The following is a 22,032-nucleotide window of genomic DNA, read 5'->3' on the forward strand; positions in this document are numbered from 1 at the left end:
GCCCGGAGGGAGCGCTACTTCTTGCGACCGTAGCGACGCTTGAAGCGGTCGATGCGACCCTCGGCGTCGAGGGTGCGCGCCTTGCCAGTCCAGAAGGGGTGGGACTTGGCCGAGATGTCGAGGCGGACGACGGGCAGCTCGGCGCCGTCGACAAGCTTCTGCTCGTCGGATCCCATGGTCGAGAAGCCGACCCACTCGTCTCCGGTGGAGACGTCGTGGAACAGGACCTTGTGGTAGTCGGGGTGGATGCTCGCGCGCATGATCGTGCTCCTCACCAGCTCGACTTGGTGACGCCGGGCAGATCGCCACGCAGGGCGAGGTCGCGCAGGGCGATGCGGCTCAGGCCAAACTTGCGGTAGACGGCCTTGCTGCGACCGGTGAGGAAGCAGCGACGGGTCAGACGCGTCGGGCAGGAGTTACGCGGCAGCGCGTTGAGCTGGTTCATGACCTCGACCTTTTCGTCGGGATCGAGATCGGGGTCTTTCATCTTCGCCCGCAGGTCGGCGCGCCGATCCGCGTACTTGACGATCATCTTTTCGCGCTTCTTGTCGCGCAGAACTTGGGAAAGCTTGGCCATGTCGTGTTCCTGTGGGCCGGCGGCGTCGCCAGCAGGGCGGGCAAGCTACCCTGCGAGGACCCTGCATGCAAGGCCAGGCCCAGGGGCGACCCGACCGGAGCTGGCTCACTGATTGGAGTTGTGGGGGCCGCCCCGAGAGCCCCCGCTTTTGCCGCTGCGGCCCTCTGGGCCCAGCTTCGAGGCCGCGAGCAGCTGTCCGACCTCTGTCGCGGTCAGCGCCCTGAACTCCCCCTCCTCGATGCCGTCGAGGGTCAGATCCCCGATCGCCACCCGGATCAGCTTGAGGACGGGGCGATCGATCGCCTCCCCCATGCGGCGGATCTGCCGATTGAGGCCCTCGCGGATGCCGATCTGATACCAGACGTTCACGTCGGTCTCGCGGAAGGCGAAGAGCTCGGTGACCGGGGCCGTGCGCGCGCCGTCGTCGAGGACCACGCCCTGGCGCAGGGCCTCCTCCTGGTCCTTGTCGAGCTTGCCCTGAAACTTCACGTGGTAGGTCTTCACGACCCCGTGACGCGGGTGGGTCAGGGCCTGGGCGAGCTCGCCGTCGTTGGTCAGCAGCACCAGCCCGCGCGAGCGATAGTCGAGGCGCCCCACGGGGTAGAGGCGCTCGCTCACGCCGTGCATCAGCGAGAGCACCGTGGGCCGGCCGCGCTCGTCCACGCTCCCAGCCGCGGCGCAGACCACCGCGTCGGGCTTGTTGAGCAGGTAGTAGACCTTGTCCTCCGGGGTGATCGGCCGGCCGTGCACCGTCACGCGGTCGCGCCCAGGGAAGATCCGCGTGCCGAGCTCCGTGACGGTCCGCCCGTTCACCGAGACCGCGCCCTCGACGATCAGCTCCTCGGCCTTGCGCCGCGAGGCCACGCCGGCGCCGGCCATGAATTTTTGTAGACGGACGCCCTCGCGCTCTTCGCGCTCGTTGGGGGCGAAGGGCATCGTCCCGCGATCGCGCTTGGGTCCGCGCTTCGACTTGGGTCGGCCTGCGCCACGGGGGGCGTCGTCCGAGGGAGCTTGGCGCTGCTGGCCAGCCTTGCGACGGCCCGACGCGCCGCTGTGAGCGCTCTTGCCGCGTCCGCCTCCGCTGCGTCCGCCTCCCGATGAAGGTTTTCGAGGTCCCGCCATCATTCGTCCTCCTCTTCCTCGTCCTCTTCCTCTTCCTCTTCCTCTTCCTCTTCCTCTTCCTCTTCCTCTTCCTCTTCCTCTTCCTCTTCCTCTTCCTCTTCCTCGTCCTCTTCCTCTTCCTCGTCCTCTTCCTCTTCCTCTTCCTCTTCCTCTTCCTCTTCCTCTTCCTCTTCCTCTTCCTCTTCCTCTTCCTCTTCCTCTTCCTCTTCCTCTTCCTCTTCCTCTTCCTCTTCCTCTTCCTCTTCCTCTTCCTCTTCCTCTTCCTCTTCCTCTTCCTCTTCCTCTTCCTCTTCCTCCTCCTCTTCCTCTTCCTCTTCCTCCTCCTCTTCGTCCTCCTCCTCTTCGTCCTCCTCCTCTTCCTCCTCCTCCTCTTCGTCCTCCTCCTCTTCGTCCTCCTCCTCTTCGTCCTCCTCCTCTTCGTCCTCCTCCTCTTCGCCCGGACCGTCATCCGAGGAGGGACCGTCCTCAGACTCAGCCTCGTCCTCAGACTCAGCCTCGTCCTCAGACTCAGCCTCGTCCTCAGACTCAGCCTCGTCCTCAGACTCAGCCTCGTCCTCAGACTCAGCCTCGTCCTCAGACTCAGCCTCGTCCTCAGACGTCACCTCGGCCTCGCCCTCAGACTCAGCCTCGCCATCCGAGGACGCCTCGCCCTCGGACTCTGCCTCCAGGTCATCCGAGGACGCCTCGTCATCCGAGGACGCGTCCCCCTCGCCCTCCTCGCCCGCAGTCCCCTGCTCACGAGCAAAGTCGAGGACCTCTTGCCCGAGGGCTTCCAGCTCTTCGTCGGCCATTTCCATCTTGCGCCTCAGCGTCGCCTTCGTGTCATCGGAGAGCTCACGGAATTCACGTAGATCCGGGAGGTCTCGCAGGCTCATCAGGTTGAAGAATTCGAGGAAGTTGACGGTGGTGCCGTAGAGCATCGGCCGCCCGGGTTCTTCCTTCTTACCGACGATCTGCACGAGCTCGCGCTCGAGCAAGACCTTGAGGACCGCCCCGCTGTCCACCCCGCGGATATGATCGATCTCCGGGCGCGTCACCGGCTGGCGATAAGCGATCACCGCCAGGCTCTCGAGCTGCGGCCGGCTCAAGCGCACGGGCTTGGCCTGGAGCAGCTTCTGCACCCAGCGGGCGTTTTGTGGGTTGGTCTGAAGCACGAAGCCGCCTGCGACCTGCGCCACGATCACGCCGCGCTCGTCGTTCTTGCGGATCAGGTGCTTGAGCGCGAGCTGGATCTGCCGCACCGAGGGCTCCTCGAGCAGCCGGCGGATCTGCTTGACCCGCATCGGCTTGGGCGAGGCGAAGAGCAGGCTCTCGACGATCGAGACCAGGCGCAAAGACGCCTCGCCCTCGACTTCGCTGAGGTCGTCCTCGGCGTCGATGGGCAGGTCGGCGACGAGGCGGATGACCTTCGCGTCTTCTTCGCCCTCGCCTTCTTTGGCTTCGCCTTCTTTGGCTTCGCCATCACCCTCACCAGCGTCACCCTCCGGCGCCTCGCTGGCGTCCTTCGGCTGCTCACCATCCTCGTCGGACGGGGCCTCCTCGGACGGGGCCTCCTCGGACTGGGCCCCCTCGGGCGACTCGCCCTCCGGCGGCGTCGCCTCGCTCTCCCGAGCGGCCTCGCCTCCCTGAGCGTCCTCGGCTTCGGTCTCCGCCTCGGCCTCGGCCTCGGCCTCGGCGGCGCCCCCGAGCCCGGCGACGAGGTCCTCGATGCTGGCCTCCGCCTCCCCCTCTTTGTCCTTCTTCGAGGAGCGCCTGTTGCGCTTGCGCGGAGCCTGCTCGCCGATCCTCGGCGGCGCTTGCTTACGAGCTGCCTTCTTCGCCATCGCTGCTCTCGACTCCCTCGGTCACCGGGTCCGCCGGCTCCGAGTCGTGGGCGGGCTGATCTCCCGCCTGAATCTCTTCCCCGGCGAGTGACGCCTCGGGCGTGTCCTCGCCCTGCGTCGGGTCGGCCGGGGTATCGACCTCGCGCTTCGAGCCATCGGCCACCCTGAGGCGCTCCTGCGCGTCCTCCGGGGCCTCGCTCACTATCTCGTCGCTGCCCTCGTCGGCCGAAGACACCCCCGTGGCGGGGGCCTCCAGCGCGCTCGAGGCCGCGTCTACAGTTACAGCCTCGCCGACCTCGGGCGTGCCCGACTCCTCGGTGTCGGGCAGCGCGGACTCCTCGACCGCGTCCGACCCAGACTCGCCGACATCCGCCAGCGCGGAATTCTCGACCTCACCCGACCCAGACGCCGAGGCGTCCTCCAACCCAGACGCATCGGCCTCGCCCGACCCAGACGCCTCGGCGTCCTCCAACCCAGGCGTATCGGCCTCGCTGCCCTCCACGACCGACTCGGCGTCTTCGCCGTCGACCTGCGCGGAGGCCTCGGTCTCGTTCGCGCCGCCCTCCACGGCCTCGTCCAACGCTGCGTCTTCGCCCTCGACCTGCGCGGAGACCTCGGTCTCGCTCGCGCTGCCATCCCCGGCCTCACCCAACGCGACCCCCTCGCCATCGACGCTCACCAACGCAGGCGCCTCGGCCTCGCGGCCCTCCGTGGCCGACACGGCGTCATCGCGGTCGACCTGCGCGGAGCTCTCGCTGCCCTCCGCGGCATCGTCCAACGCAGCGCCGGCGCCGTCGACCTGCGCGGAGACCTCGCCCGCGTCTGCCTCGGCCAGCCCAGGCTCAGCGACCTCCGCCAACGCGGGGGCCTCGCTCGCGTCAGCAGAGGCATCGGCAGTCTCGCCAGCGTCGGCCCCCGCAGGGACGAGCTCCGCCGACTCGGCGGCCGAGCCTTCGACGACCTCGAGCCCAGCGCTGGCGGCCGCGCCCTCGGCGGCCGCGCCCTCTGGTAGGGGCGGCTCCTCCTCGCCCTCTTCCCGGAACATCGAGACGACCTCGCGCAGGTGATCGACCTCGCCCACACGCTCGAGCTCCAGCGCGTCGCTGCCGCCGGCCTGGTGCACGCCGAGCACCCCGAGCTTGACCATCTCGAGCACGGACATCAGCGTGACCACGAGCATCTGCCGTAGCTCGCGCTCGTTCGACCATGTCCGGCTCAAGAACAGCCCCTCGAAGCTCACCCGCGGCGTCACGGCCAGCATGTCGCCGAGCTGGACCATGCGCTGGCGGATCGTGACCCGCTCGATCACGACCTCGTGCTCTTGGTTGACCTTGGCGCGGTCGAGGATCCGGCTGTAGGCCTCGGCGAGCTTGAACAAGGTGACCGGCGCCAGCCCTGGCTCGAGGGTCTCGACGTCGATGGCCGCGCCCCGCGGGAACACGTCGCGGCCAAAGAGCGGCCGCCCGTCGAGCTCCGCGCCCGCCTCGCGGAAGCGCTCGTACTCGATCAGCCGGCGGATCAGCTCCTCGCGCGGGTCGATGCCCTCGTCCTCGTCTTCCTCGCCCTCCTCTTCCTCCTCGGGGCTCGGCGGGAGCAGCTCGCGGCTCTTGAGGAAGGCCAGGGTCGCGGCCATGACCAGGTACTCGCCGGCGATCTCGATGTCGAGGGAGCGCGCGAAGCTGATGTACTCGATGTACTTGGTCGCGATGAAGGAGATCGGGATGTCGAGGATGTCGAGCTCGTGGCGACGCACGAGGTGCAAGAGCAGATCGAGGGGGCCCTCGAAGACCTCGAGGGACACCGCGTAGCTCTCGCGGCTGCGCACGCCGTCGGCGATCACCGCCGTGCTCGGCGTGCCCGAGTCGGCCGAGTCGGATCCCTGCGGACCCGCACCCTCGTGCTCGGGTGTGGACGCCGCGGGCGCGACCTCGGCACCCGTGGTCTCCGAGGTGGGCTCGGAGGGCTGGGGAGACGCCTGGTTGCTCATGCGGAGATTGCGACGCCGAGCATGTGCATGGCGAGGGCGTAGATCGGCGTGAACACGTAGCCGAGGTAGCGACCCCCGAAGACCACCAGCCCGAGCAGGATCCACGGCCCGTAACGCAGCAGGAACTCGTCGACGGCCTCGAAGCGGGCCGGCAGGAAAGCAGCGAGGATCTTGCCGCCGTCGAGGGGGTGCAGCGGCAGCAAGTTGAAGACCATCAGCACGACGTTGAGGGTCACCATGGTCTGGAGCAGCATCGCCGCGGGCTCCGAGATCCCCACGGTGCGCGCGAGCACGGCCGCGATGCCGAGCACGAGCAGCACGAGCGCGAAGTTGCCAAAGGGCCCCGCCGCGGCGACCAGCGCCATGCCCTTTCGCATGCTCAGCTTGCGGGTGTAGTTCCTGGGCTGGGTCTCCACCGGCCGCCCCCACCCCAGGAGCGGGAAGCTCGAGAGCGCGGCGACGATCGGCATGATCAAGGTGCCGACGGGATCGGCGTGGACGATCGGGTTGAGGGTCAGCCGCCCGTTGCGCCCCGGCGTGTCATCGCCGAGGCGATCCGCGACCAGGGCGTGGCAATACTCGTGCACCCCGATCGAGATGATCAGGCAGATCAGATAGATCCCGATCCGCGAGAGGAGCTCGCTGGACATGAGATCGCTAGTGCTGGCCAAGAGTGCGGGCACGGCGGATCCACGCCAATCGCGCACGTCGCGCGGGCGAAGCCCGTTGGTAGCAGCCGCGGGCGCCCGCAGTCAATCCGCCTCGAGGCGCGCCCCGCTCCTGCGCTTCGCGCAGACCGGATGAGGGGTACGCGCATCAGGCCCGAGGATGGTGCTCGTCGTAGGCGCGCCGGACGTGGGCCTGGCTCAGGTGCGTGTAGACCTGGGTCGTCGAGATGTCCGCGTGACCCAAGAGGGTCTGCACTGCGCGCAGGTCGGCGCCGCCCTCGATGAGGTGCGTTGCGAAGCTGTGCCGCAACTTGTGCGGTGAGATATCGCGAGTAATCCCGGCGGTCGTCGCGTGCTGGCGGATGCGCAAAAACCACCCCTGCCGCGACAGCGACCCGCCGCGGTGGTTGAGGAACACCCGCCGCGTCTGGCGGGCGGCTCCGCGTGCGCGCGCGAGCAGCTGCGGCCGCCCCTCTTCGAGCCAGGCCAGCATCGCCACGAGCGCGCAGTCGCCGAGCGGGACCATGCGCTGCTTGTTGCCCTTGCCCGTGAGCACGACCAGCCCCTGGTCGAGGTGCAGCGAGCCGAGCTCGAGGTTGCAGGCCTCGCTGACCCGGCAGCCCGTCGCGTACATGAACTCGAGCAGCGCCGTGTCGCGCAGGCCCAAGGCCGTGTCCACGCCGGGCGCGGCGATCAGCCGCTCGATCTCCTCGCGGCCGAGGAGCTCGGGCAGCTTGGCGGCGGCCTTGGGCATGCGGACGCCCTGGGTCGGATCGACGTCGATCAACCCCTCGACGCGCAGCCATCGAAACAGGCCACGGACCGCGACCCAGCGCCGCGCCTGGCTGCGCGCCGACAAGCCGCGGCGACTCAGCGCCGTCAAGAAGTCGAGCAGCGCCCGCGAGCTGACCTCGTCCGTCGCCTCGATCCCCGCCGCCTCCAGGTGCTCGAGGAGCTGGCGCAGATCGTTGCCGTAGGCGTCGAGGGTGTTGCGGCTGAGGTTGCGCTCGACCTTGAGGTGCTGGAGGTAGTCCTCCACCGCTTCGTCGAGATCGAGCGCGCGCGCCATCTCGAGACGCTAGCACCCTCGCCACGAGCCACGAAAAAATCCGCCACGAGGCGCAGCCCAAAGACCCGCCTCGCCCGGAGCGAACGCGACGATGGAGCCTTCAGTGAGGCTCCATCGCTTGTCGGGGGCCAAAGCCCCGCCAGCTAATTCAGCGAGAGGATCTCGCGGACGAGCGAGATGACCTGCTGCGCCTGGATCGGCTTGGTGATGTAAGCGTTGGCCCCGAGGGTCAACGCGCGCTGCCGATCCTCGGCCGCGCCCTCGGTCGTGATGATCACGATGGGCACGTCCTTGTAATTCTCGTCGGCACGCAAGCGCTTGACGAGCTTGAGGCCGTCGAGGATCGGCATGTTGATGTCGGTGATGATGATGTCGAACTTCGTGCCCGCGATGCGACGCAGCGCATCGACGCCGTCATCGGCCTCGATCACGTCGAGCTCCCGCACGCGCGAGAGCGCGAAGACGATCATCTTGCGCATTGGCGGACTGTCCTCGACCACCAAGGCGTTGAAACGACGTTCTCCCGAAGTGCTCATGCTCCAACCAGTTGCTCGATGGCCTGACGCCGTAGGGGGACTTCTTTCGCGTGTGCTCGGACCCAGGCGGTCTCGAGCCCGATACCAGCGTGCTCGGAGATCAAGCTGAGCAGCTGGTAGTCGTTCTCCGCGAAGCCGTGCTTTTGCTCGAGGAAAGACTCGAGCCGCGCCATCCCGACCAGCCGAGTCCCACTGATCAGGGGCAAGTTCACCAGCTCGTCGCCGACCTTGAAGTCGGGGTCGCCGTTCTTCCACGGGCGACCGAGGGCGACCATCGCGACCTGCGCCTGACTGGCCGCGTCGCCGGTCAACGCAATCTCGGCGATCTCGTCGATGCTCCCACCCTCGCGCAGCGCGGGGAAGAGCACCTGCCGCTCCTCGTCGACGAGGTAGATGACGAAGCTGCCGGCGCCGACGAAGTTCAACAAGATCTCGGTGATGGTCCGCAGCACCTCGTCGAAGTTCGTCGCCGAGTGAAACTGCGAGCCGGCCACGAACATCGACGCGAGATGGTAGTGCTCGCCCTCCAACGCGTCGAGGCGAGAACGGAACCCGCCCGACTCTTCCTCGACGTTTCCGGCGATCTTGCGAATCTCGTCGCACTCGTGCTCGAGGGCAGAGATACGCATCATGAGGAGCTCGACCATGTTGTCGCGCGTCACCTTTGCGGATGACTTTGCGCTGCTGGTCTTTGGCTCCTCTTCGTCCTTGACGTCGAGCTGAGCGCGGAGCCGATCGTTCTCCGTGATCAACTCCTTGACCAGCATCTCGCCCTTCTCGAAGAACTCGCGCAGGAAGGCATCGGTCTGCCTCTGCAAGCTCGCCCTGCTGGGATTGTCGGCGCTCACCGCCCGGACAGTAACACACTGAGGGCCGCGATCGAGACAGGCGAACGCGACATGATCGACCTCGATCGACAGAATCCGCGTCGCGGCTGCCGTCGATGACCGCTCCCCTGATCCCTCGCTCAGTGAAGGTCCTGGGGCACAACGCCCCGGTCCGGCTCCCCTACCCGGCGAAGCCCGCCGACGCGCCGGGGGTATGAGCACCCACGCCCTTTGCCGTCAGCCACGCCCACCCGCGCCCCGCGAGAAATACCCAGGCGACACGCAGGTACCCCTGGGGCGCGTAAAACGAGCTCTCCCGGCGTCGCTCGTCGCCCCGGCTGCGGCCCGCGAGCGCGACGATCGGAGGCGCGCTAGCGAGGGCCCGGGTCAGCGCCCGCTCCTGACGAGGAGCCAGGCCGAGGCTGCGCAGAGCGTGCTTCAGGCGCCGAGTCGAGGCGGCCCCAGACGAACCAGCCAGACGAACCGAGCCAGCCAAGCCCCAGCCCAGTCCCAGCCCCAGTACTAGTTGCGTTTGTGGCGCTCGACGGCCTCGACGATGGCCTCTCCGAGCTTCTCCAGAGGAACCGCGCGGTCGACTGTCCCCGCTTCCATGGCGGAATGCGGCATCCCCGGCATGACCGCCGTGGACGGGTCCTCGACCAACACCGTCGCGCCCTGGCGACGCGCGGCGATTGTCCCGTTGGTGCCGTCGGAACCCATGCCCGTCAGGATCACCGCGACCAGGCGCCGGCCGTAGGTGGACGACAGCGACTTGAGCATGTGGTCGGCCGAGGGCGTGAGCGGCAGCGCGCCAGCCCGCGTGGGCTGCGGCTCCACGATGTGGATGACGCTCCCCCCACCCTTGCTCGACTCGACCTCGAGGTTGGAGGATCCCGGCACGATGTAGACCACGCCCTGGCAGACCGGCTGGCCCTCGGCGGCCTCGACCACGTGGAGATCGACGACGCGATCGAGGCGCGCGGCAAAGGCCTTGGTGAAGCGCGCCGGCATGTGCTGTGAGATCAAGATCGCCGCGGGCAGATCTGCCGGCAGGCTCGCGAGCAGCTGCTGGATCGCCGGCGGGCCGCCCGTGGAGGAGCCGATGCCGACGACCACCGACGCGGGCTCGCCCGACAGGCTGACCTCGTCTTCGCCCTCGCTGCCGCTGCTCCCCTTGGGCCGCGCGCCCTGAGCCGCCAGCGACTCGGCGCGCTGCTTGAGACGGACCGCGTGCAGCCGCCTGACCATCGCAATCTTGTTGGACAGCTCGTCCTCGATGTTGCGGATGTCCGGGCTGATGTGCCGGCGCGGCTTGGCGATGAAGTCGAGGGCCCCGAGCTCCAGGGCACGAAACACGTTGTCGCGCTGGGCGTAGCCCGAGATCACCAGCACGGGGATCGGCCGGCGGCTCATCAGCAAGCGCAGGAAGGAGAACCCGTCCATCTCGGGCATCTCGAGATCGAGGGTGATGATGTCGGGCTCGAGATCGAAGGCGAGCTTGAGCGCCTCCTTGCCGTTGGTGGCGCGAGCGATCACCTCGACGCCTTCCCGCGACTCGAGCATGCTCGTGATCGTCTGTCGGTTGTAGGCCGAGTCGTCGACGACCAGCACACGCAAGGGTCGAGTTTCGTTGGGCTCTGTCATGGCGTCGTTCAGCGTGACGAGGGCTTGGCGGCGTCGAGGGGCTTGCGGTAGACCAGATCCTTCTCCAGGTGGGCGAGGTCGAATCGGGTCGTCACGTTCAGCAAGCTCTCGGAGTGTCCGAGGAGCAGGTAGCCCCCCGGGGTCAGGCGATCATAGAAAGCCTCGACGACGCGGTGCCGCGCCGCTTGAGAAAGATACATCAAGACGTTCCGACAGAAGATCACGTCGCAGGGACCGAGCACGCGGAATCGCTCGGTCGAGACCAAGTTGAGCTGGCCGAAGGAACACATCGAGCGCACATCCTCGCGCACGGTCCAGCGACCGCCGTTCTCGACGAAGTACTTCCGCTTGAGCTCGGGCGTGGTCGTGCGAAAGCTGCTCTCGCCGTAGGTCGCAGCGCGCGCCGTGGCCAGCACCTTGCGGCTGATGTCGGAGCCTGCCACGCGCATGTTCCAGCCCTTGAACAGCCCGCTCTCGAGCAAGAGCATGGCGATCGTGTAGACCTCCTCGCCCGTGGAACAGCCCGCGCTCCACACCGCGATACGGTGCTGGCGGTTCCAACGGCGCGCCAGATCCGGGAGGATCTCCTCGGAGAAGGCGTCGAGCTGATACTGCTCGCGGAAAAAGTAGGTCTCGTGCGTCGTGATCCGCTCGATCAGCTCCTCCATCTCGCGCGTTCCGGCCGCGTCGTAACGGAGGTACTGGTAGTAGTCGAGGTAGCTGGACAGACCCAGGGCCTCGAGGCGGGCGCCCAGTCGCCGCTCGAGAAAGAGCCCGGAGTCGTTGGCCAGGGTCATGCCGCAATTCTCCTGGATCGCCTCGACCAGGAGTCGGGTCTCCTCGTCATTGATGCGAATTCGCTCGCTGTCTAGCGAGGCGAACAGGCGGTCGGAGCTCTTGGGGGTCCTACCCACTAGGCCTCGTTCTCGGACTCGACGGAGTTCAGACGCTCGATCGCCTGACCCAGGATCTGTCGCACCAGCGCGTCGTGTTCGAACTTGCGTGCGCGGTTGAGCGGACCGAGGGCGGTCGCGTCACCGCGCTCGGAGAGCACCTCGGCCGCCGCCCAGCGCACGTCCCAGCGCTCGTGGGAGAGCAGCCCGAGCAGCGCCGCCGTCGCCCGATGGGCCGTGAAGTGCCGCAGGCCGCGGGCAGCGGCCTTGACGACCTCGTGGTCCTTGGACGAGCACAGGCTCATGAGCAAGGTGAGATCCTGGTTTTGGTTGGAGTGGCCCAGACCCGCGATGGCGTGGACCACCACGTTGGTCGAGCTCTCGTCCAAGATGATCTCGCGCATGCGCGAGAGCGAGATCGGGTTGTCGATGGCCACGAGGGCCTGCACCGCCGCCGCGCGAACCAGCGCGACGGGATCCGAGGTCGCCGCGAGCAGCGGGTGGACGGACTGCGGATCCCCGAGCTGGCCGAGGCTGCGGCAGGCCGCGGCCCGGACCTGCGGGTCCTCGTCGGCGAGGGCGAAGCACAGCGCGCCGACGCCCTCGTGATCCCCGGGCACGTTGCCCAGGGCCAAGGCCGCGGCCACGCGCACGCCGAGGTCGCTCGAGCCGAGCATCGACACCAGCGGCGGCACGAATTCGACCAGCCCGAGGCGACCCACGACCCGACACAGGTTGCGCGCCAGCGCCCCCGACTGCGGCCAGGCTCCGCCCATGAGCAAGAGCAGCTCGTCGTGTCCGCCGCCAGGGCGCTGCTCGGCGAGGCGCACGGCGACCTCGGCGAGGGCCTCGGCGGCGTGCTCACCGACGATCCCCTCGCGCCCGCACGCGCGGTAGAGCGGCGCCATGGCCGAGCGCCCGCCGACCTTCTTGAGGGCGTCGCAGGCCGCACCGGCGACGGTCTCGAGCGAGTCCTCGAGGCCCTCGAGCAGCAGGTTGATCAGCTTCTGATCGACCTCGCCGGGCAGCGCGCCGATCAGCCGATAGAGGGCCTCGCGCGAGCTGACCTCGAGGTCGTCGAGGACCTCGACCAGCGAGTCGTTGGCCGCCGGGCCGAGGCGCTCGACCAGGGCCAAGGCGCGCTCGTAGACCATGGGGTCGTCCATGCGCGGGAGCACGGAAGCGACCGCCGCGGCGTCGCGTGCGAGCCCTGCGAGGGCGATGGCCGCGAGCGAGACCTCGCGGTCGCGGTGACCGATGAGATCGCGGATCCGCGCCTTGCTGCGCTCGTCGATGGCCGCGACGGCCTCGTCGACGGCCTCGGCCTGATCGCGCTCGCCCAGCGCGACGCGCAGCCGCGCCATGCTCTCGACGGCCGCCGCTCGGACGCCGCGCATGTCGTCGTCGAGGGCCGGGATCAGCAGCGCGACGGCGGCCGGATCATCGGTGACCCCGAGCAGCGCCGCGGCGCCCTTGCGGGTCACCGCCTGGGCGAGCAGCGGCGCCAGACGTTCGACCGAGACCGCCGCGCCCGCGGCCCGCAGGGCGTCGAGGGCGTAGAGCTGGAGCATCTCCGAGTCATCGGCGAGCAGCTCCTCGAGGGCCCCGACGGCCCTGGGCCCGCCGATCTCACCGAGCGCCGCCGCGGCCGAGGCCCGCAGGTTCTCGTCGGCCTCGCTGTCACGCATGAACCGAGCGAGCAGCGGGATCTCGGCCTCACCGCCGATCTGACCGACGAGGTCGACCAGCATCCGCGTGCCCGATCCGTGCTTGTCCTCGGGATCGATGCGCTCGAGGATCTTGGGCAGGCTCGCCCGCCCGAGCTGGACGAGCACGTCGTGGCAGGCCGCTCGCGCGCTCACGCCTCCGCCCGCGACGACCTTGGCCTCCTGCTCGCGGCCCTCATAGATCGCGCTCTTCAGCGGATCGATGACCCCATCGATGAGCGTGTCGATCAGCGCCGCGAAGGTCGGGCCGTCGGGCTGCTCGGTCGCGAGGACCATGAGCACCTCCTCGACCGCCTGCTTGCGCTCGCGCCACCCTTCATCACCAAAGCGGCGGATACAGTCGAGCAGCCGAGGTGGCAGCCCGGCGCTTCCCCGCCCACTGACCGTCGTTCCACGGCCCGGACTCTCTCGCTCGGAGCTCACGTCATTCCCCCTTGCTCACGCGAATCTCGCGCACCGTCGAGGCTGGCGACCAACTCGCGGAAGGCGTCGGCGATCAGCTCGCCCGCCCCCGTGGCCTCCGGCCGGAGCAGTTCGAATAGCTTGCGCGCGTCCTCGAGATCTTCGCTCACGGCCGCCCAAGCTTCGTCCACGCTGCTCGCGTCGGTGACGCGGTCACCGTTGTAGAGCAGCAGATCCGCGACAATCAGCGCGGCCAGGCCGCGCGGGCTCTGCTCGAGCAGGCGCGCGTCGCCGCGATCGCGCAGCGAGACGAGGACCTCGCGCAGCGTCTCGGCCGGGTGGTCTGGCGGGCCGAGGCCCAGGTGAGCCCGCAGGCGGTTGGGCAGGTGATCCCCGAGGTGGTGGATCTCGACGTAGTCGTCGGCGCCGTAGAGCCGCCTCGGGCGGCGCTTGTAGCTGGTCCTGCGGAACACCGAGGCCACGAGGATCACACACTCGACCCCTGCCCGGCGCGCGGGCGCGGCGAGTTCGAAGCCGCCGGGGAGCGCGACGTCGATGACCAGGGCGTTCCACCCGCCAGCGGCGAGCGCCTCCTCCACGGCGCGAGCGTTGCTCGCCACCCCAACCTCGAAGCCGTGGGCCCCGAGGATCCTCTGCGCGGCCGCGGCGATGATCCGGCCGCCATGGCCAAGCAACACACGAGGGGCTCCCTCGGCGCGCGGCCGGTCGGCACGGGGCTGAGACGCTTCGCTCATCAACTCTTCTTGCCCGTGATGATCAGGCCCTCGAGGTGGACCACGAACACGATGTCGTCGCCGATCTTGCAGACCCCGGAGAAGAAGTCCTCGTCCTCTCCGGCCCCGGCCGACTTGCTGAGCATCGAGGGCGCGGGGCGGACCTCGTCGGCGTCGACGCGCAGCTCACCGAGCACGCGGTCGACCTTGAGCCCGACGATCCGGCCCTTGACGCTGACGATGATCAGCTTGTTGAAGGGGATCGACTCCTCGTCGGGAGCGACCCCAAAGCGCTTGCGCAGGTCGATCACCGGGATCACGACCCCGCGCAAGGTGATCACGCCCTCGATGATGTCCGGGGCGTGCGGCACGGGGCGCAGCGGATAGGGGGCGGCCTGGATGACCTCCTTGATCCGCATGATGTCGATGCCGTACAGCCCGCCACCGACATAGAAGCCGGCCAGCTTGAGCTGCTCTTGACGCTTGGGGGCCTGCTCGTCCCCCCAAGCCGTGGACGTGATCCGGGAGCTCCCGGCGCCTTCGTTGCTCATTGCACCGCCCGCTCTCGCCGAAACTTCGGCAGCAAGAAGTCTCGCTCGGCGAGCACCGTGTTGAGGTCGAGGATGATGATCAGCCGCCGCCGGTGTCGACCGAGGCCGAGGATGAAGTCCGCGCGGGTGCTCCCGATGCCACCGGGGGTGTTCTCCATGTCCTCCGGCGGCAGCGAGATGACCTCGAGCACGCGCTCGACCACGATGCCGTGGGGCTCGTCGTGGTGGCGGACGATCAGCACCCGGGTCTCGCGCGAGCGCTCGACGTAGCCGAGGTTGAGCCGCCGGCCGAGGTCGATGACCGGCATCACCGAGCCGCGCATGTTGCCGATCCCGACGACGAAGTCGCTGGTCCGCGGCACGGGGGTGCTCGGGAAGACCGTGGAGATCTCGACGATCTGCTCGATCGGCAGGCCGTAGATCTCGCCCCGGATCATGAAGGTCACGTAGCGAAGCAGGTCGCTACGCATCTCGCGTTTGTAGCCGTGCTCGTAGTCCGACTCGGTCGCGACCTGGTCGCCAGTGACCGCGAGCAGGGCTTGCCAGAGATCGTCTTCGTCAGAAGCCATCGCCCCAGCCTCCATGTTCTTTTTCGCGGCCGACGTCGAGAGAAGAGAACACGCCGATGCCCTCGCGGCCGGAGCCGCCGATCCCGGCGACCGCGGCCTCGACCCCGCCGACGGCCTCGCCGACCAAGGTCGCGACGTCGAGCAGGAGCACCGTGCGGTTGTCGCCGAGCTCCGTGGCCCCGGCGATGCCCGGGACCTGGCGCAGCGCCTTGCCGATCGGCTTGATGACCACGTCTTGCTGGCCGAGCAGCTCGTCGACGACGAGGCCGACGCGGTGCTGCGCCAGGCCGACGACGACGACGTAGAGCCGGTCGTAGAACATCCGCCGCTCGACCTCGCGGCCCTTGGGCTCGAGGTCGAAGACCCGCGAGAGGTGGACCAGCGGCAAGGTCCGACCGCGGACCGTGACGACCTCGTGGCCCTCGATGGTCTGGATCTCCTCGGTCTGGACCATGATCGACTCGAGCACCGAGTTGAGCGGGATGCAGAAGGTCTGGCCCGCGGTCTCGATGACCAGCGCCTGGATGATCGCCAGGGTCACCGGCAAGGTGATCCGAAAGCGCGAGCCCCTGCCCGGCTGCGAGGCGACGTCGATCATCCCCGAGAGCCGCGAGATGTTGGTCTTGACCACGTCCATGCCCACGCCGCGCCCGGACAGCTCCGTGGCCGTCTCGCGCGTGGAGAAGCCCGGCGTGAAGATCAGGTTGATGGCCTGGGGCGGGGTGATGTCCGTGGCTTCCTCGCGGCTGAGGAAGCCGCGGTCCACGGCCTTGTCGCGGATCCGCTTCCAGTCCATGCCCTGGCCGTCGTCGGTCAGCTCGATGACCACGCGGTTGCCCTTTTGATAGGCCGAGAGCGTGATCCGTCCAGCCCGCGGCTTGCCCCGAGCGACGCGCTCGGCGGGCTTCTCGATCCCGTGATCGATGGCGTTGCGGATCATGTGCATCAGCGGGTCGCTGAGCTCCTCGACGATCAGCTTGTCGAGCTCGGTCTCGGCCCCGGAGATCGCCAGGCGGATGTCCTTGTCGGACTCGCGCCCGAGCTTGCGAACGACCCGGGCGAGCTTGTCGAAGACCTGCCCGAGCGGGACCATGCGGACCTCGAGGATGCCCTGCTGGAGCAGGCCCAGGCGCCGGTTCATGACCCGCAGCTGGTCCTGGAGCTCGCGCATCTGCTCGCCCGTCGGCTCCGATCGGCGCATGCGATCGGCGAGGCCGTTGAGGTTGGCGTGGACCAGGCCGAGCTCGCCGACGAGGTTCATGAGGTGATCCAGGCGGCGCAGGTCGACGCGCACCGTCTGGCTGAGGCTCTTGAGGCTGACGTCGTCGCTGGAGACCATGTCGCCGACGCCCTCCTCCCCATAGCGAGAGCCCTCGGGGCCGTCGGAGCCCTCCGGCCCCTCGGGGCCATCGCCGTCGCCGTCGCCGTCGCCACCACCGTCGCCAGAGTCCCCTCCCCCGCCATCGTGCGCGCCGCCGCCGGAGCCAGCGCTCGCTAGCTCGCTGTCTGCCACGTCGGCGCCAGGCAGACCGAGGCCCCCGGGCGAGCTGGGCTCCTCGGGGTCCTCCGGGAAGTCGTCGTCGTCGATGGCCTCGACGGTGAGCTTGGCCTTGGTCGGCGACGCTCCGCCCCCCGCCGGCGCCGACGTGGGCACCGGCGGCGCGGGGGTGGAGGCCGGCGCGGCGGCCTTCATGGTTGGAGGCGGCGCCGCGGGAGTCGGCGGCTCGGGCGCCTGCTCCGACCCCTGCTGCTCTCGCGCCCCGGGCTTGGCCGAGATCACGATGCGCTCCCGGGTCCCGAGCGCCTCGACGACGACCCCCTCCTCGCCGATCCCATCGGCGAGCTCGCTGGTGGTCTGCTTGGAGCCGACGAGGATGTCGAGCTCGATGCGGTCGTCGCTCGAGCCGTCGGCGCTCGGCAGGTAGGTGATGACCTCGCCGTAGTTCTTGAGCTTGGTCTTGAGCGCCTCGATCCCGACGTCGATGGCCAGCAGGTCGAAGCTCGCGTGGACCCGGAAGATCTTGCGACCCAGGCGAACGTTCTCGCGCAGGCGGTGCTCCTCGTACTCGGTCAGCACGCCGAGGATCGAGTTGTCGAGCCAGCCGAGGGGGTCATCCTCTTCCTTGTCGCGCGCCTCCGCGAGCTCGGCGAGGCGGCGCAAGAACGAGCCGACCTCGACCACCGGCGCGGCGTCGGGATCGACCACCCCCGAGAGCAGGCGCTGGAACAGCTCGACCGACTCGAAGAGCAGGTCGAGGGCCCCCTGGTTGAGGGGCAGCTTGCCCAGGCGCAGGGCGTCGAGGGTGTTCTCGAGCTTGTGGCTGAGATCGACGATCTCGTTGACCCCCGAGAGCGACGAGAGCCCCTTGAGGGTGTGCACCGAGCGAAAGGCACCGTTGAGGAGATCGGGGTCGTACTCGGAGCTGTCGCGGATCTGCCCCTCGATCTCGAGGAGCTGCCGCGAGAAGGTGTCGATGATCTCCTGCGCTTCGGAGACGAACTCGGGAGACTCGCTCACGGGTTGTTTCCTCCGTCCTCGAGATCGGGCCGCGGGTGCTCACCCGCGCCACGGATGGCCGCCAAGAACTCCTCTGGGGTGAAGGGCTTGGCGACGAAGGCGGACGCGCCGGCGGCCATGGCTCGATCCCTGTCGACGTCCGATGCCTCGCTGCTGATCACGATCAAAGGTGTCCTGGCGTGGCGTGGTGTCTGGCGGACGAAGCGGGTCAGCTCGATGCCGCTGACGTCGGGCATGTTGATGTCGGTGACGATCAGCCCGAACAAATCGCGAGGTAGCGCTCTGAGGGCGTCGAAGCCGTTTGAGACCTCGTGAACCTCGTAGTCGCCCTCGGCCTCGAGGATCGAGCTCACGTAGTCGCGCATCGCTCGTGAGTCCTCGACCAAAAGCACTTGGGTCGGCATCGGGATAGAGTATAGGGCCAGCGGCGACCTTCGTGGGAGTTTGCTCGAAGGAGTAGCGCTGGGGCATTTTTCTGCACGCCAGGCCAGGCAGGTCACCGGCTCATGTGTGCAGCCCTGGTCCCCCGCGGGCCGGACGTGGCGGACCACTGAGCACGCGGCGCAGCCGCGCGACGACCTGCTCATCCGCGACGACCCACCACCGACCAGGGGCCCACCCCGCGCAGCCCGCTTCTAGGTCTGCGCCTTCTCGCGCAGATGGCTCTGGCGGGTCCTCTGGGGGCACCTCGGGTTCTTCGGCGGCGTCCGCTGGCGCTGGCCCCGATGGAGCCTCGGGCGGTGGCCCCCCGGGGGGGAGCTCGGGGAGCTCGGGGAGCTCGGGGTCCTGATCGGGGGCGACAGGCTCCTCGCTCGCGCCCTCCTCGGAGCCCTCCTCGCCCTGCTCCGAGGTGGAGGCCGTCGAGGCCGGATCCGGCGAGCGCTCGGCCTGCGGAGCCGCGCTCGGCGAGCGCTCGGCCTGTGGGCCCTCGTCTGGGGGCGTGAGCGCTGCCTCGACGGCGCTGATCAGCGCCGCGAAGAGATCCTCTGCGACGCGACGCTCGATCCCCTCGGAGGGGAGCGCGATCAGCACGCCATCCGCGCGGAGGCCCACGGCCGTCGAGACCACGGCCTGCGCGGCCTGGCGCAAGCGCGCGCCATCGAACTCGGCCCGAGGGCCGAGGCCCACGAGCACGAGGCGATCGACGGGCAGACGACGGTCACCAGGGGTCAGCAGCAGCTCGCCCAGGGCCCCCGAGAACAGTCCTTCGCGCAAGATCCGCGAGAGCCGCCCGCAGGCGCGCCAGTCGACCAACCCGGCGAGGCCGAGGAGCGGGCGCTCGTCGAGGAAGACCGGCAAGATCCCGAGGTCGACGCGCACGCGATGGGGCTCGCCCTCGAGCTCTCGGACCCCATCGAGGACCCCCTGCTCGAGCGGCTCGACGAGCACCCGCGCGGGGTCCGAAGCGCGCTGCTCAGCCACCGCCCTCACCCGCCGCGCCGCCGCCTCCACCGTTGACATCGCGCAGCGAGCGAGCGAGCGCCTCGACGAGGCCGTTGACGAAGGCCGGCGAGCGCTCGCTGCCATAGCGGGCGGCCAAGCGAACGGCCTCGGACACGACGACGCCCCGCGGCGTGCTGAGCTTGGCGAGCTCGACGGCGGCGAGGCGCAAGACGTTGCGGTCGACGCGATCCATGCGAGCGAGCCGCCAGCGGGCCGAGGCGCCCTCGATGGCCGCGTCGAAGCTCGCGGCCGCGCTCAGGAACGCTTCGACCAGGCGCTTGGCCCAGCGCTGGGCCTCGCTGTCTCGGATGATCTCGGCGAGCTCCTCGGCCACGCCCACGAGGAAGTCATCGTCCGCGGGGAAGGCCGGCTGCTCGCGCCAGAACAGCTCGAGGCGGCGGCGGAGCTCGTCTTCCGGCTCGAGCCGCCCGTTGCGGCTGTCGTCGAGGTGACACAGCAGCCACAGCGCGAGCTCTCGCCCGCGCGCGCGCCCCATCGCCACACCGGCGACCTTGCCCTTGCCCCGGGCTTGTCCCTTGCCCGACATCAGGACCCGTACTGCTCGTCGACGAGGGCGTAGAGCCGCGCCTGCTCGATGGCCGCCAGCGCAGCCTCGCCGCCCTTGTTGCCGGCCTTGGCCCCGGCGCGGTTGATCGCCTGCTCGAGGGTGTCGGTGGTCAGCACGCCAAAGGCCACCGGCCGCGCGTGGCGTTGGCCGACGGCGGACAGGCCCTTGGCGGCCTCGGAGGCGATCAGATCGAAGTGGATCGTGTCGCCGCGGATCAGGCAGCCGAGGGCGATGAGCGCGTCGAAGCGGCCCGTGGTCAGGACCTTGTCGGCGAGCATCGGCAGCTCGTAGCTGCCCGGGGTGCGGAACACGGCCACGTCCTCGGCCGCGGCCCCGGAGCGCAACAAGGTGTCGACGGCCCCGTCGAGCAGCGGCTCGGTGACGATCGCGTTGAAGCGAGCCACGAGCACGGCGAAGCGCAGGCCCTTGGCATCGAGGGAACCCTCGTGGACGCGAACGGCTGAGGCTGGGCGATCCATGACGGCCCGAAATAGCGCCTGCGGCCTGGGGTGGCAAGGGCCGCAACAAAAAGCGGGCGCCGGCCACTGGCCGACGCCCGCTTTCGCCCGAGGGCGCGAGAAGCTACTTCTTGAGCTTCTTCGAGAGCAGGTCGCCCAGAGTCGCGCCAGCCTCGCTGACGTTGGCGAAGCCCTGCGCGTCGGCGAGGTCGTCCTGGCGCCGCGCGCTCTTGATCGACAAGCCGATCTTGCGCTCGTTGGCGTCGAGCTGGATGACCTCGGCGCGGCACACCTGGCCGGGCTCGAGCACGGCGCGCGGATCCTCCACGCGCTCCTCGCTGATCTCCGAGATGTGGATCAGACCCTCGACGCCCGGGATGATCTCGGCGAAGGCGCCGAAGTCGGTGAGCTTGAGGATCTTGACCTCGGTGACCTTGCCGATCGGGAACTCGTAGGGCACGCGGTCCCACGGGTCGCTCGACAGCTGCTTGATGCCCAGGCTGATCTTGGGCTTGTCGCCGGTGTTGTCGATGTTCAACACCACCGCCTGAACCTCGTCGCCCTTCTTGTAGAGGTCGGAGGGGTGACGGACGCGCTGGGTCCAGCTCAGGTCCGTGATGTGGACCAGGCCGTCGATGCCCGGCTCGAGCTCCACGAACACGCCGAAGTCGGCGATGTTGCGGATGACGCCCGCGACCACGGTCCCCGGCGGGTACTTCTCGAGCACCTTCTCGTAGGGGTTCTCCTCGAGCTGCTTCATGCCCAGGGAGATGCGGTTTTGCGAGACGTCGATGTCGAGGACGACAGCCTTGACCTCGTCGCCGAGGTTGATGAGCTGCTTGGGGTTCTTGACCTGGCGGGTCCAGGACATCTCGGACACGTGCACCAGACCCTCGATGCCCTCCTCGAGCTCGATGAAGGCGCCATAGTCCTTGATGCTGACCACCTTGCCCTGAACGACGGTGCCGGGGATGTACTTCTCCTCGGCGTTGATCCAGGGGTCGGGGGTGATCTGCTTGAGGCCGAGGCTGACGCGCTCGGACTCGCTGTTGAACTTGAGGACCTTGACCTTGACCTTATCGCCGACCTGGAAGAGCTCGGAGGGGTGGTTGATGCGACCCCAGCTCATGTCGGTGATGTGCAGCAGGCCATCGATGCCGCCGAGATCGATGAAGGCGCCGTAGTCGGTCAGGTTCTTGACCACGCCTTCGACGATCTGGCCTTCGGCGAGCTTGTTGAGCGTGTCGCTCTTGAGCTCGGCGCGCTCGGCCTCGAGCAGCACGCGGCGCGAGAGCACGATGTTGCCCCGGCGCTTGTTGAACTTGATGATCTTGAAGTCGAATTCCTCGTTGAGGAATGCGTCGAGGTTGCGGACCGGACGCAGGTCGACCTGGCTGCCCGGCAGGAAGGCCTTCACCCCGCCCTGAAGGGTCACGGACAAGCCGCCCTTGACCCGGGCCTGGATCTGGCCCTTGACGATCCCGTCTTCCTCCATGGCCGACTGGATCTCGTCCCAGACCTTGCGCTTGCGGGCCTTGTCCTTGGACAGGACCACGAGCCCGTTTTGGTCCTCGACGTGCTCGAGCAGGACCTCCGCTTCGTCGCCGATCTTGACGTCGATGTTGCCGTCTTCGTCGGCGAACTCGCGCAGCGGGACCTGACCTTCGGCCTTCAGGCCGACGTCGACCACGGCGTAGTCGCCGATGATGTCGACCACGATGCCCTTGACGATGCCGCCTTCTTTGACCTCGGACGTGTCCTGAAAGGACTGCTCGAGGAGGTCCGCGAAGCTCTCGCTACCGACCTCATTGCTGATGGGTTGTGTCATGTGGTTGTTGTGATTCCTCTCTTGGCGTCCCTCGTCGGGGCTCTTCTTTGAAGAGCACAGCCGCCGCCGCAGCCCTTGGACTGCACGC

22 protein-coding genes are annotated in these 22,032 nt (G+C 68.7%); all 22 read right to left on the bottom strand.

The window, feature by feature from the left end; all coding sequences use genetic code 11:
- Nucleotides 1-14: 14 nt before the first annotated feature.
- Nucleotides 15-260: a type B 50S ribosomal protein L31 gene (locus tag G6O69_RS30360; protein WP_172306963.1), complete on the bottom strand. Its 246-nt coding sequence runs from the start codon at nucleotides 258-260 to the stop codon at nucleotides 15-17.
- A gap of 11 nt (nucleotides 261-271) precedes the next feature.
- The gene (rpsN, locus tag G6O69_RS30365; RefSeq protein WP_172306964.1) at nucleotides 272-577 is read right to left on the bottom strand and encodes a 30S ribosomal protein S14; all 306 of its coding nucleotides are present in this window, start codon (nucleotides 575-577) and stop codon (nucleotides 272-274) included.
- Nucleotides 578-682: 105 nt separating this feature from the next.
- The gene (locus G6O69_RS30370) at nucleotides 683-1,699 is read right to left on the bottom strand and encodes a pseudouridine synthase (RefSeq protein WP_176397175.1); all 1,017 of its coding nucleotides are present in this window, start codon (nucleotides 1,697-1,699) and stop codon (nucleotides 683-685) included.
- Nucleotides 1,699-3,522, bottom strand: a complete 1,824-nt coding sequence (scpB, locus tag G6O69_RS30375) for an SMC-Scp complex subunit ScpB (RefSeq protein WP_172306966.1) — start codon at nucleotides 3,520-3,522, stop codon at nucleotides 1,699-1,701. Before scpB ends, G6O69_RS30370 begins: the two co-directional genes overlap by 1 nt.
- Nucleotides 3,500-5,509 (bottom strand): segregation/condensation protein A, encoded by a 2,010-nt coding sequence (locus G6O69_RS30380; RefSeq protein ID WP_172306967.1) that lies wholly within the window; start codon nucleotides 5,507-5,509, stop codon nucleotides 3,500-3,502. Before G6O69_RS30380 ends, scpB begins: the two co-directional genes overlap by 23 nt.
- Nucleotides 5,506-6,159, bottom strand: a complete 654-nt coding sequence (locus G6O69_RS30385; RefSeq protein ID WP_172306968.1) for a site-2 protease family protein — start codon at nucleotides 6,157-6,159, stop codon at nucleotides 5,506-5,508. The genes G6O69_RS30380 and G6O69_RS30385 overlap by 4 nt, the downstream gene beginning before the upstream one ends.
- A gap of 166 nt (nucleotides 6,160-6,325) precedes the next feature.
- Nucleotides 6,326-7,246, bottom strand: a complete 921-nt coding sequence (xerD, locus tag G6O69_RS30390; protein WP_172306969.1) for a site-specific tyrosine recombinase XerD — start codon at nucleotides 7,244-7,246, stop codon at nucleotides 6,326-6,328.
- Nucleotides 7,247-7,389: 143 nt separating this feature from the next.
- Nucleotides 7,390-7,782 (bottom strand): response regulator, encoded by a 393-nt coding sequence (locus G6O69_RS30395; RefSeq protein ID WP_172306970.1) that lies wholly within the window; start codon nucleotides 7,780-7,782, stop codon nucleotides 7,390-7,392.
- Entirely contained in the window at nucleotides 7,779-8,630 is an 852-nt protein-coding gene (locus G6O69_RS42440) for a GAF domain-containing protein (protein ID WP_172306971.1), read from the bottom strand. The genes G6O69_RS30395 and G6O69_RS42440 overlap by 4 nt, the downstream gene beginning before the upstream one ends.
- Nucleotides 8,631-8,790: 160 nt before the next feature.
- Nucleotides 8,791-9,105 carry a hypothetical protein gene (locus G6O69_RS30405; protein ID WP_176397176.1) on the bottom strand — a complete coding sequence of 105 codons (315 nt, stop codon included), beginning with the start codon at nucleotides 9,103-9,105 and terminating at the stop codon, nucleotides 8,791-8,793.
- Between the two features lie 26 nt (nucleotides 9,106-9,131).
- Nucleotides 9,132-10,253: a chemotaxis-specific protein-glutamate methyltransferase CheB gene (gene cheB / locus G6O69_RS30410; protein WP_172306972.1), complete on the bottom strand. Its 1,122-nt coding sequence runs from the start codon at nucleotides 10,251-10,253 to the stop codon at nucleotides 9,132-9,134.
- A gap of 8 nt (nucleotides 10,254-10,261) precedes the next feature.
- On the bottom strand, nucleotides 10,262-11,167 hold the full coding sequence (locus G6O69_RS30415) for a protein-glutamate O-methyltransferase CheR (protein WP_346017105.1): 906 nt from the start codon (nucleotides 11,165-11,167) through the stop codon (nucleotides 10,262-10,264).
- Complete coding sequence (locus tag G6O69_RS30420; protein ID WP_176397177.1) at nucleotides 11,167-13,296, bottom strand: HEAT repeat domain-containing protein; 2,130 nt, start codon at nucleotides 13,294-13,296, stop codon at nucleotides 11,167-11,169. The genes G6O69_RS30415 and G6O69_RS30420 overlap by 1 nt, the downstream gene beginning before the upstream one ends.
- Entirely contained in the window at nucleotides 13,293-14,030 is a 738-nt protein-coding gene (locus tag G6O69_RS30425) for a response regulator (protein WP_176397178.1), read from the bottom strand. Before G6O69_RS30425 ends, G6O69_RS30420 begins: the two co-directional genes overlap by 4 nt.
- Entirely contained in the window at nucleotides 14,030-14,560 is a 531-nt protein-coding gene (locus G6O69_RS30430) for a chemotaxis protein CheW (RefSeq protein WP_172306975.1), read from the bottom strand. Before G6O69_RS30430 ends, G6O69_RS30425 begins: the two co-directional genes overlap by 1 nt.
- Nucleotides 14,557-15,129, bottom strand: a complete 573-nt coding sequence (locus tag G6O69_RS30435) for a chemotaxis protein CheW (protein ID WP_172306976.1) — start codon at nucleotides 15,127-15,129, stop codon at nucleotides 14,557-14,559. Before G6O69_RS30435 ends, G6O69_RS30430 begins: the two co-directional genes overlap by 4 nt.
- The gene (locus tag G6O69_RS42445) at nucleotides 15,119-17,647 is read right to left on the bottom strand and encodes a chemotaxis protein CheA (RefSeq protein WP_172306977.1); all 2,529 of its coding nucleotides are present in this window, start codon (nucleotides 17,645-17,647) and stop codon (nucleotides 15,119-15,121) included. The genes G6O69_RS30435 and G6O69_RS42445 overlap by 11 nt, the downstream gene beginning before the upstream one ends.
- The gene (locus G6O69_RS30445; RefSeq protein WP_255215914.1) at nucleotides 17,644-18,051 is read right to left on the bottom strand and encodes a response regulator; all 408 of its coding nucleotides are present in this window, start codon (nucleotides 18,049-18,051) and stop codon (nucleotides 17,644-17,646) included. The genes G6O69_RS42445 and G6O69_RS30445 overlap by 4 nt, the downstream gene beginning before the upstream one ends.
- Before the next feature lie 100 nt (nucleotides 18,052-18,151).
- A complete protein-coding gene (locus tag G6O69_RS30450) occupies nucleotides 18,152-19,069 on the bottom strand; it encodes a M17 family peptidase N-terminal domain-containing protein (protein WP_176397179.1) in 918 nt (305 codons plus the stop codon).
- Nucleotides 19,062-19,637 (bottom strand): transcription antitermination protein NusB, encoded by a 576-nt coding sequence (locus tag G6O69_RS30455; RefSeq protein WP_172306978.1) that lies wholly within the window; start codon nucleotides 19,635-19,637, stop codon nucleotides 19,062-19,064. Before G6O69_RS30455 ends, G6O69_RS30450 begins: the two co-directional genes overlap by 8 nt.
- Nucleotides 19,637-20,137 carry a 6,7-dimethyl-8-ribityllumazine synthase gene (gene ribH / locus G6O69_RS30460; RefSeq protein ID WP_172306979.1) on the bottom strand — a complete coding sequence of 167 codons (501 nt, stop codon included), beginning with the start codon at nucleotides 20,135-20,137 and terminating at the stop codon, nucleotides 19,637-19,639. The genes G6O69_RS30455 and ribH overlap by 1 nt, the downstream gene beginning before the upstream one ends.
- Before the next feature lie 103 nt (nucleotides 20,138-20,240).
- Nucleotides 20,241-22,004 carry a 30S ribosomal protein S1 gene (locus tag G6O69_RS30465; protein ID WP_255216674.1) on the bottom strand — a complete coding sequence of 588 codons (1,764 nt, stop codon included), beginning with the start codon at nucleotides 22,002-22,004 and terminating at the stop codon, nucleotides 20,241-20,243.
- Nucleotides 22,005-22,032: the final 28 nt, after the last annotated feature.

The organism is Pseudenhygromyxa sp. WMMC2535 (assembly GCF_011083025.2).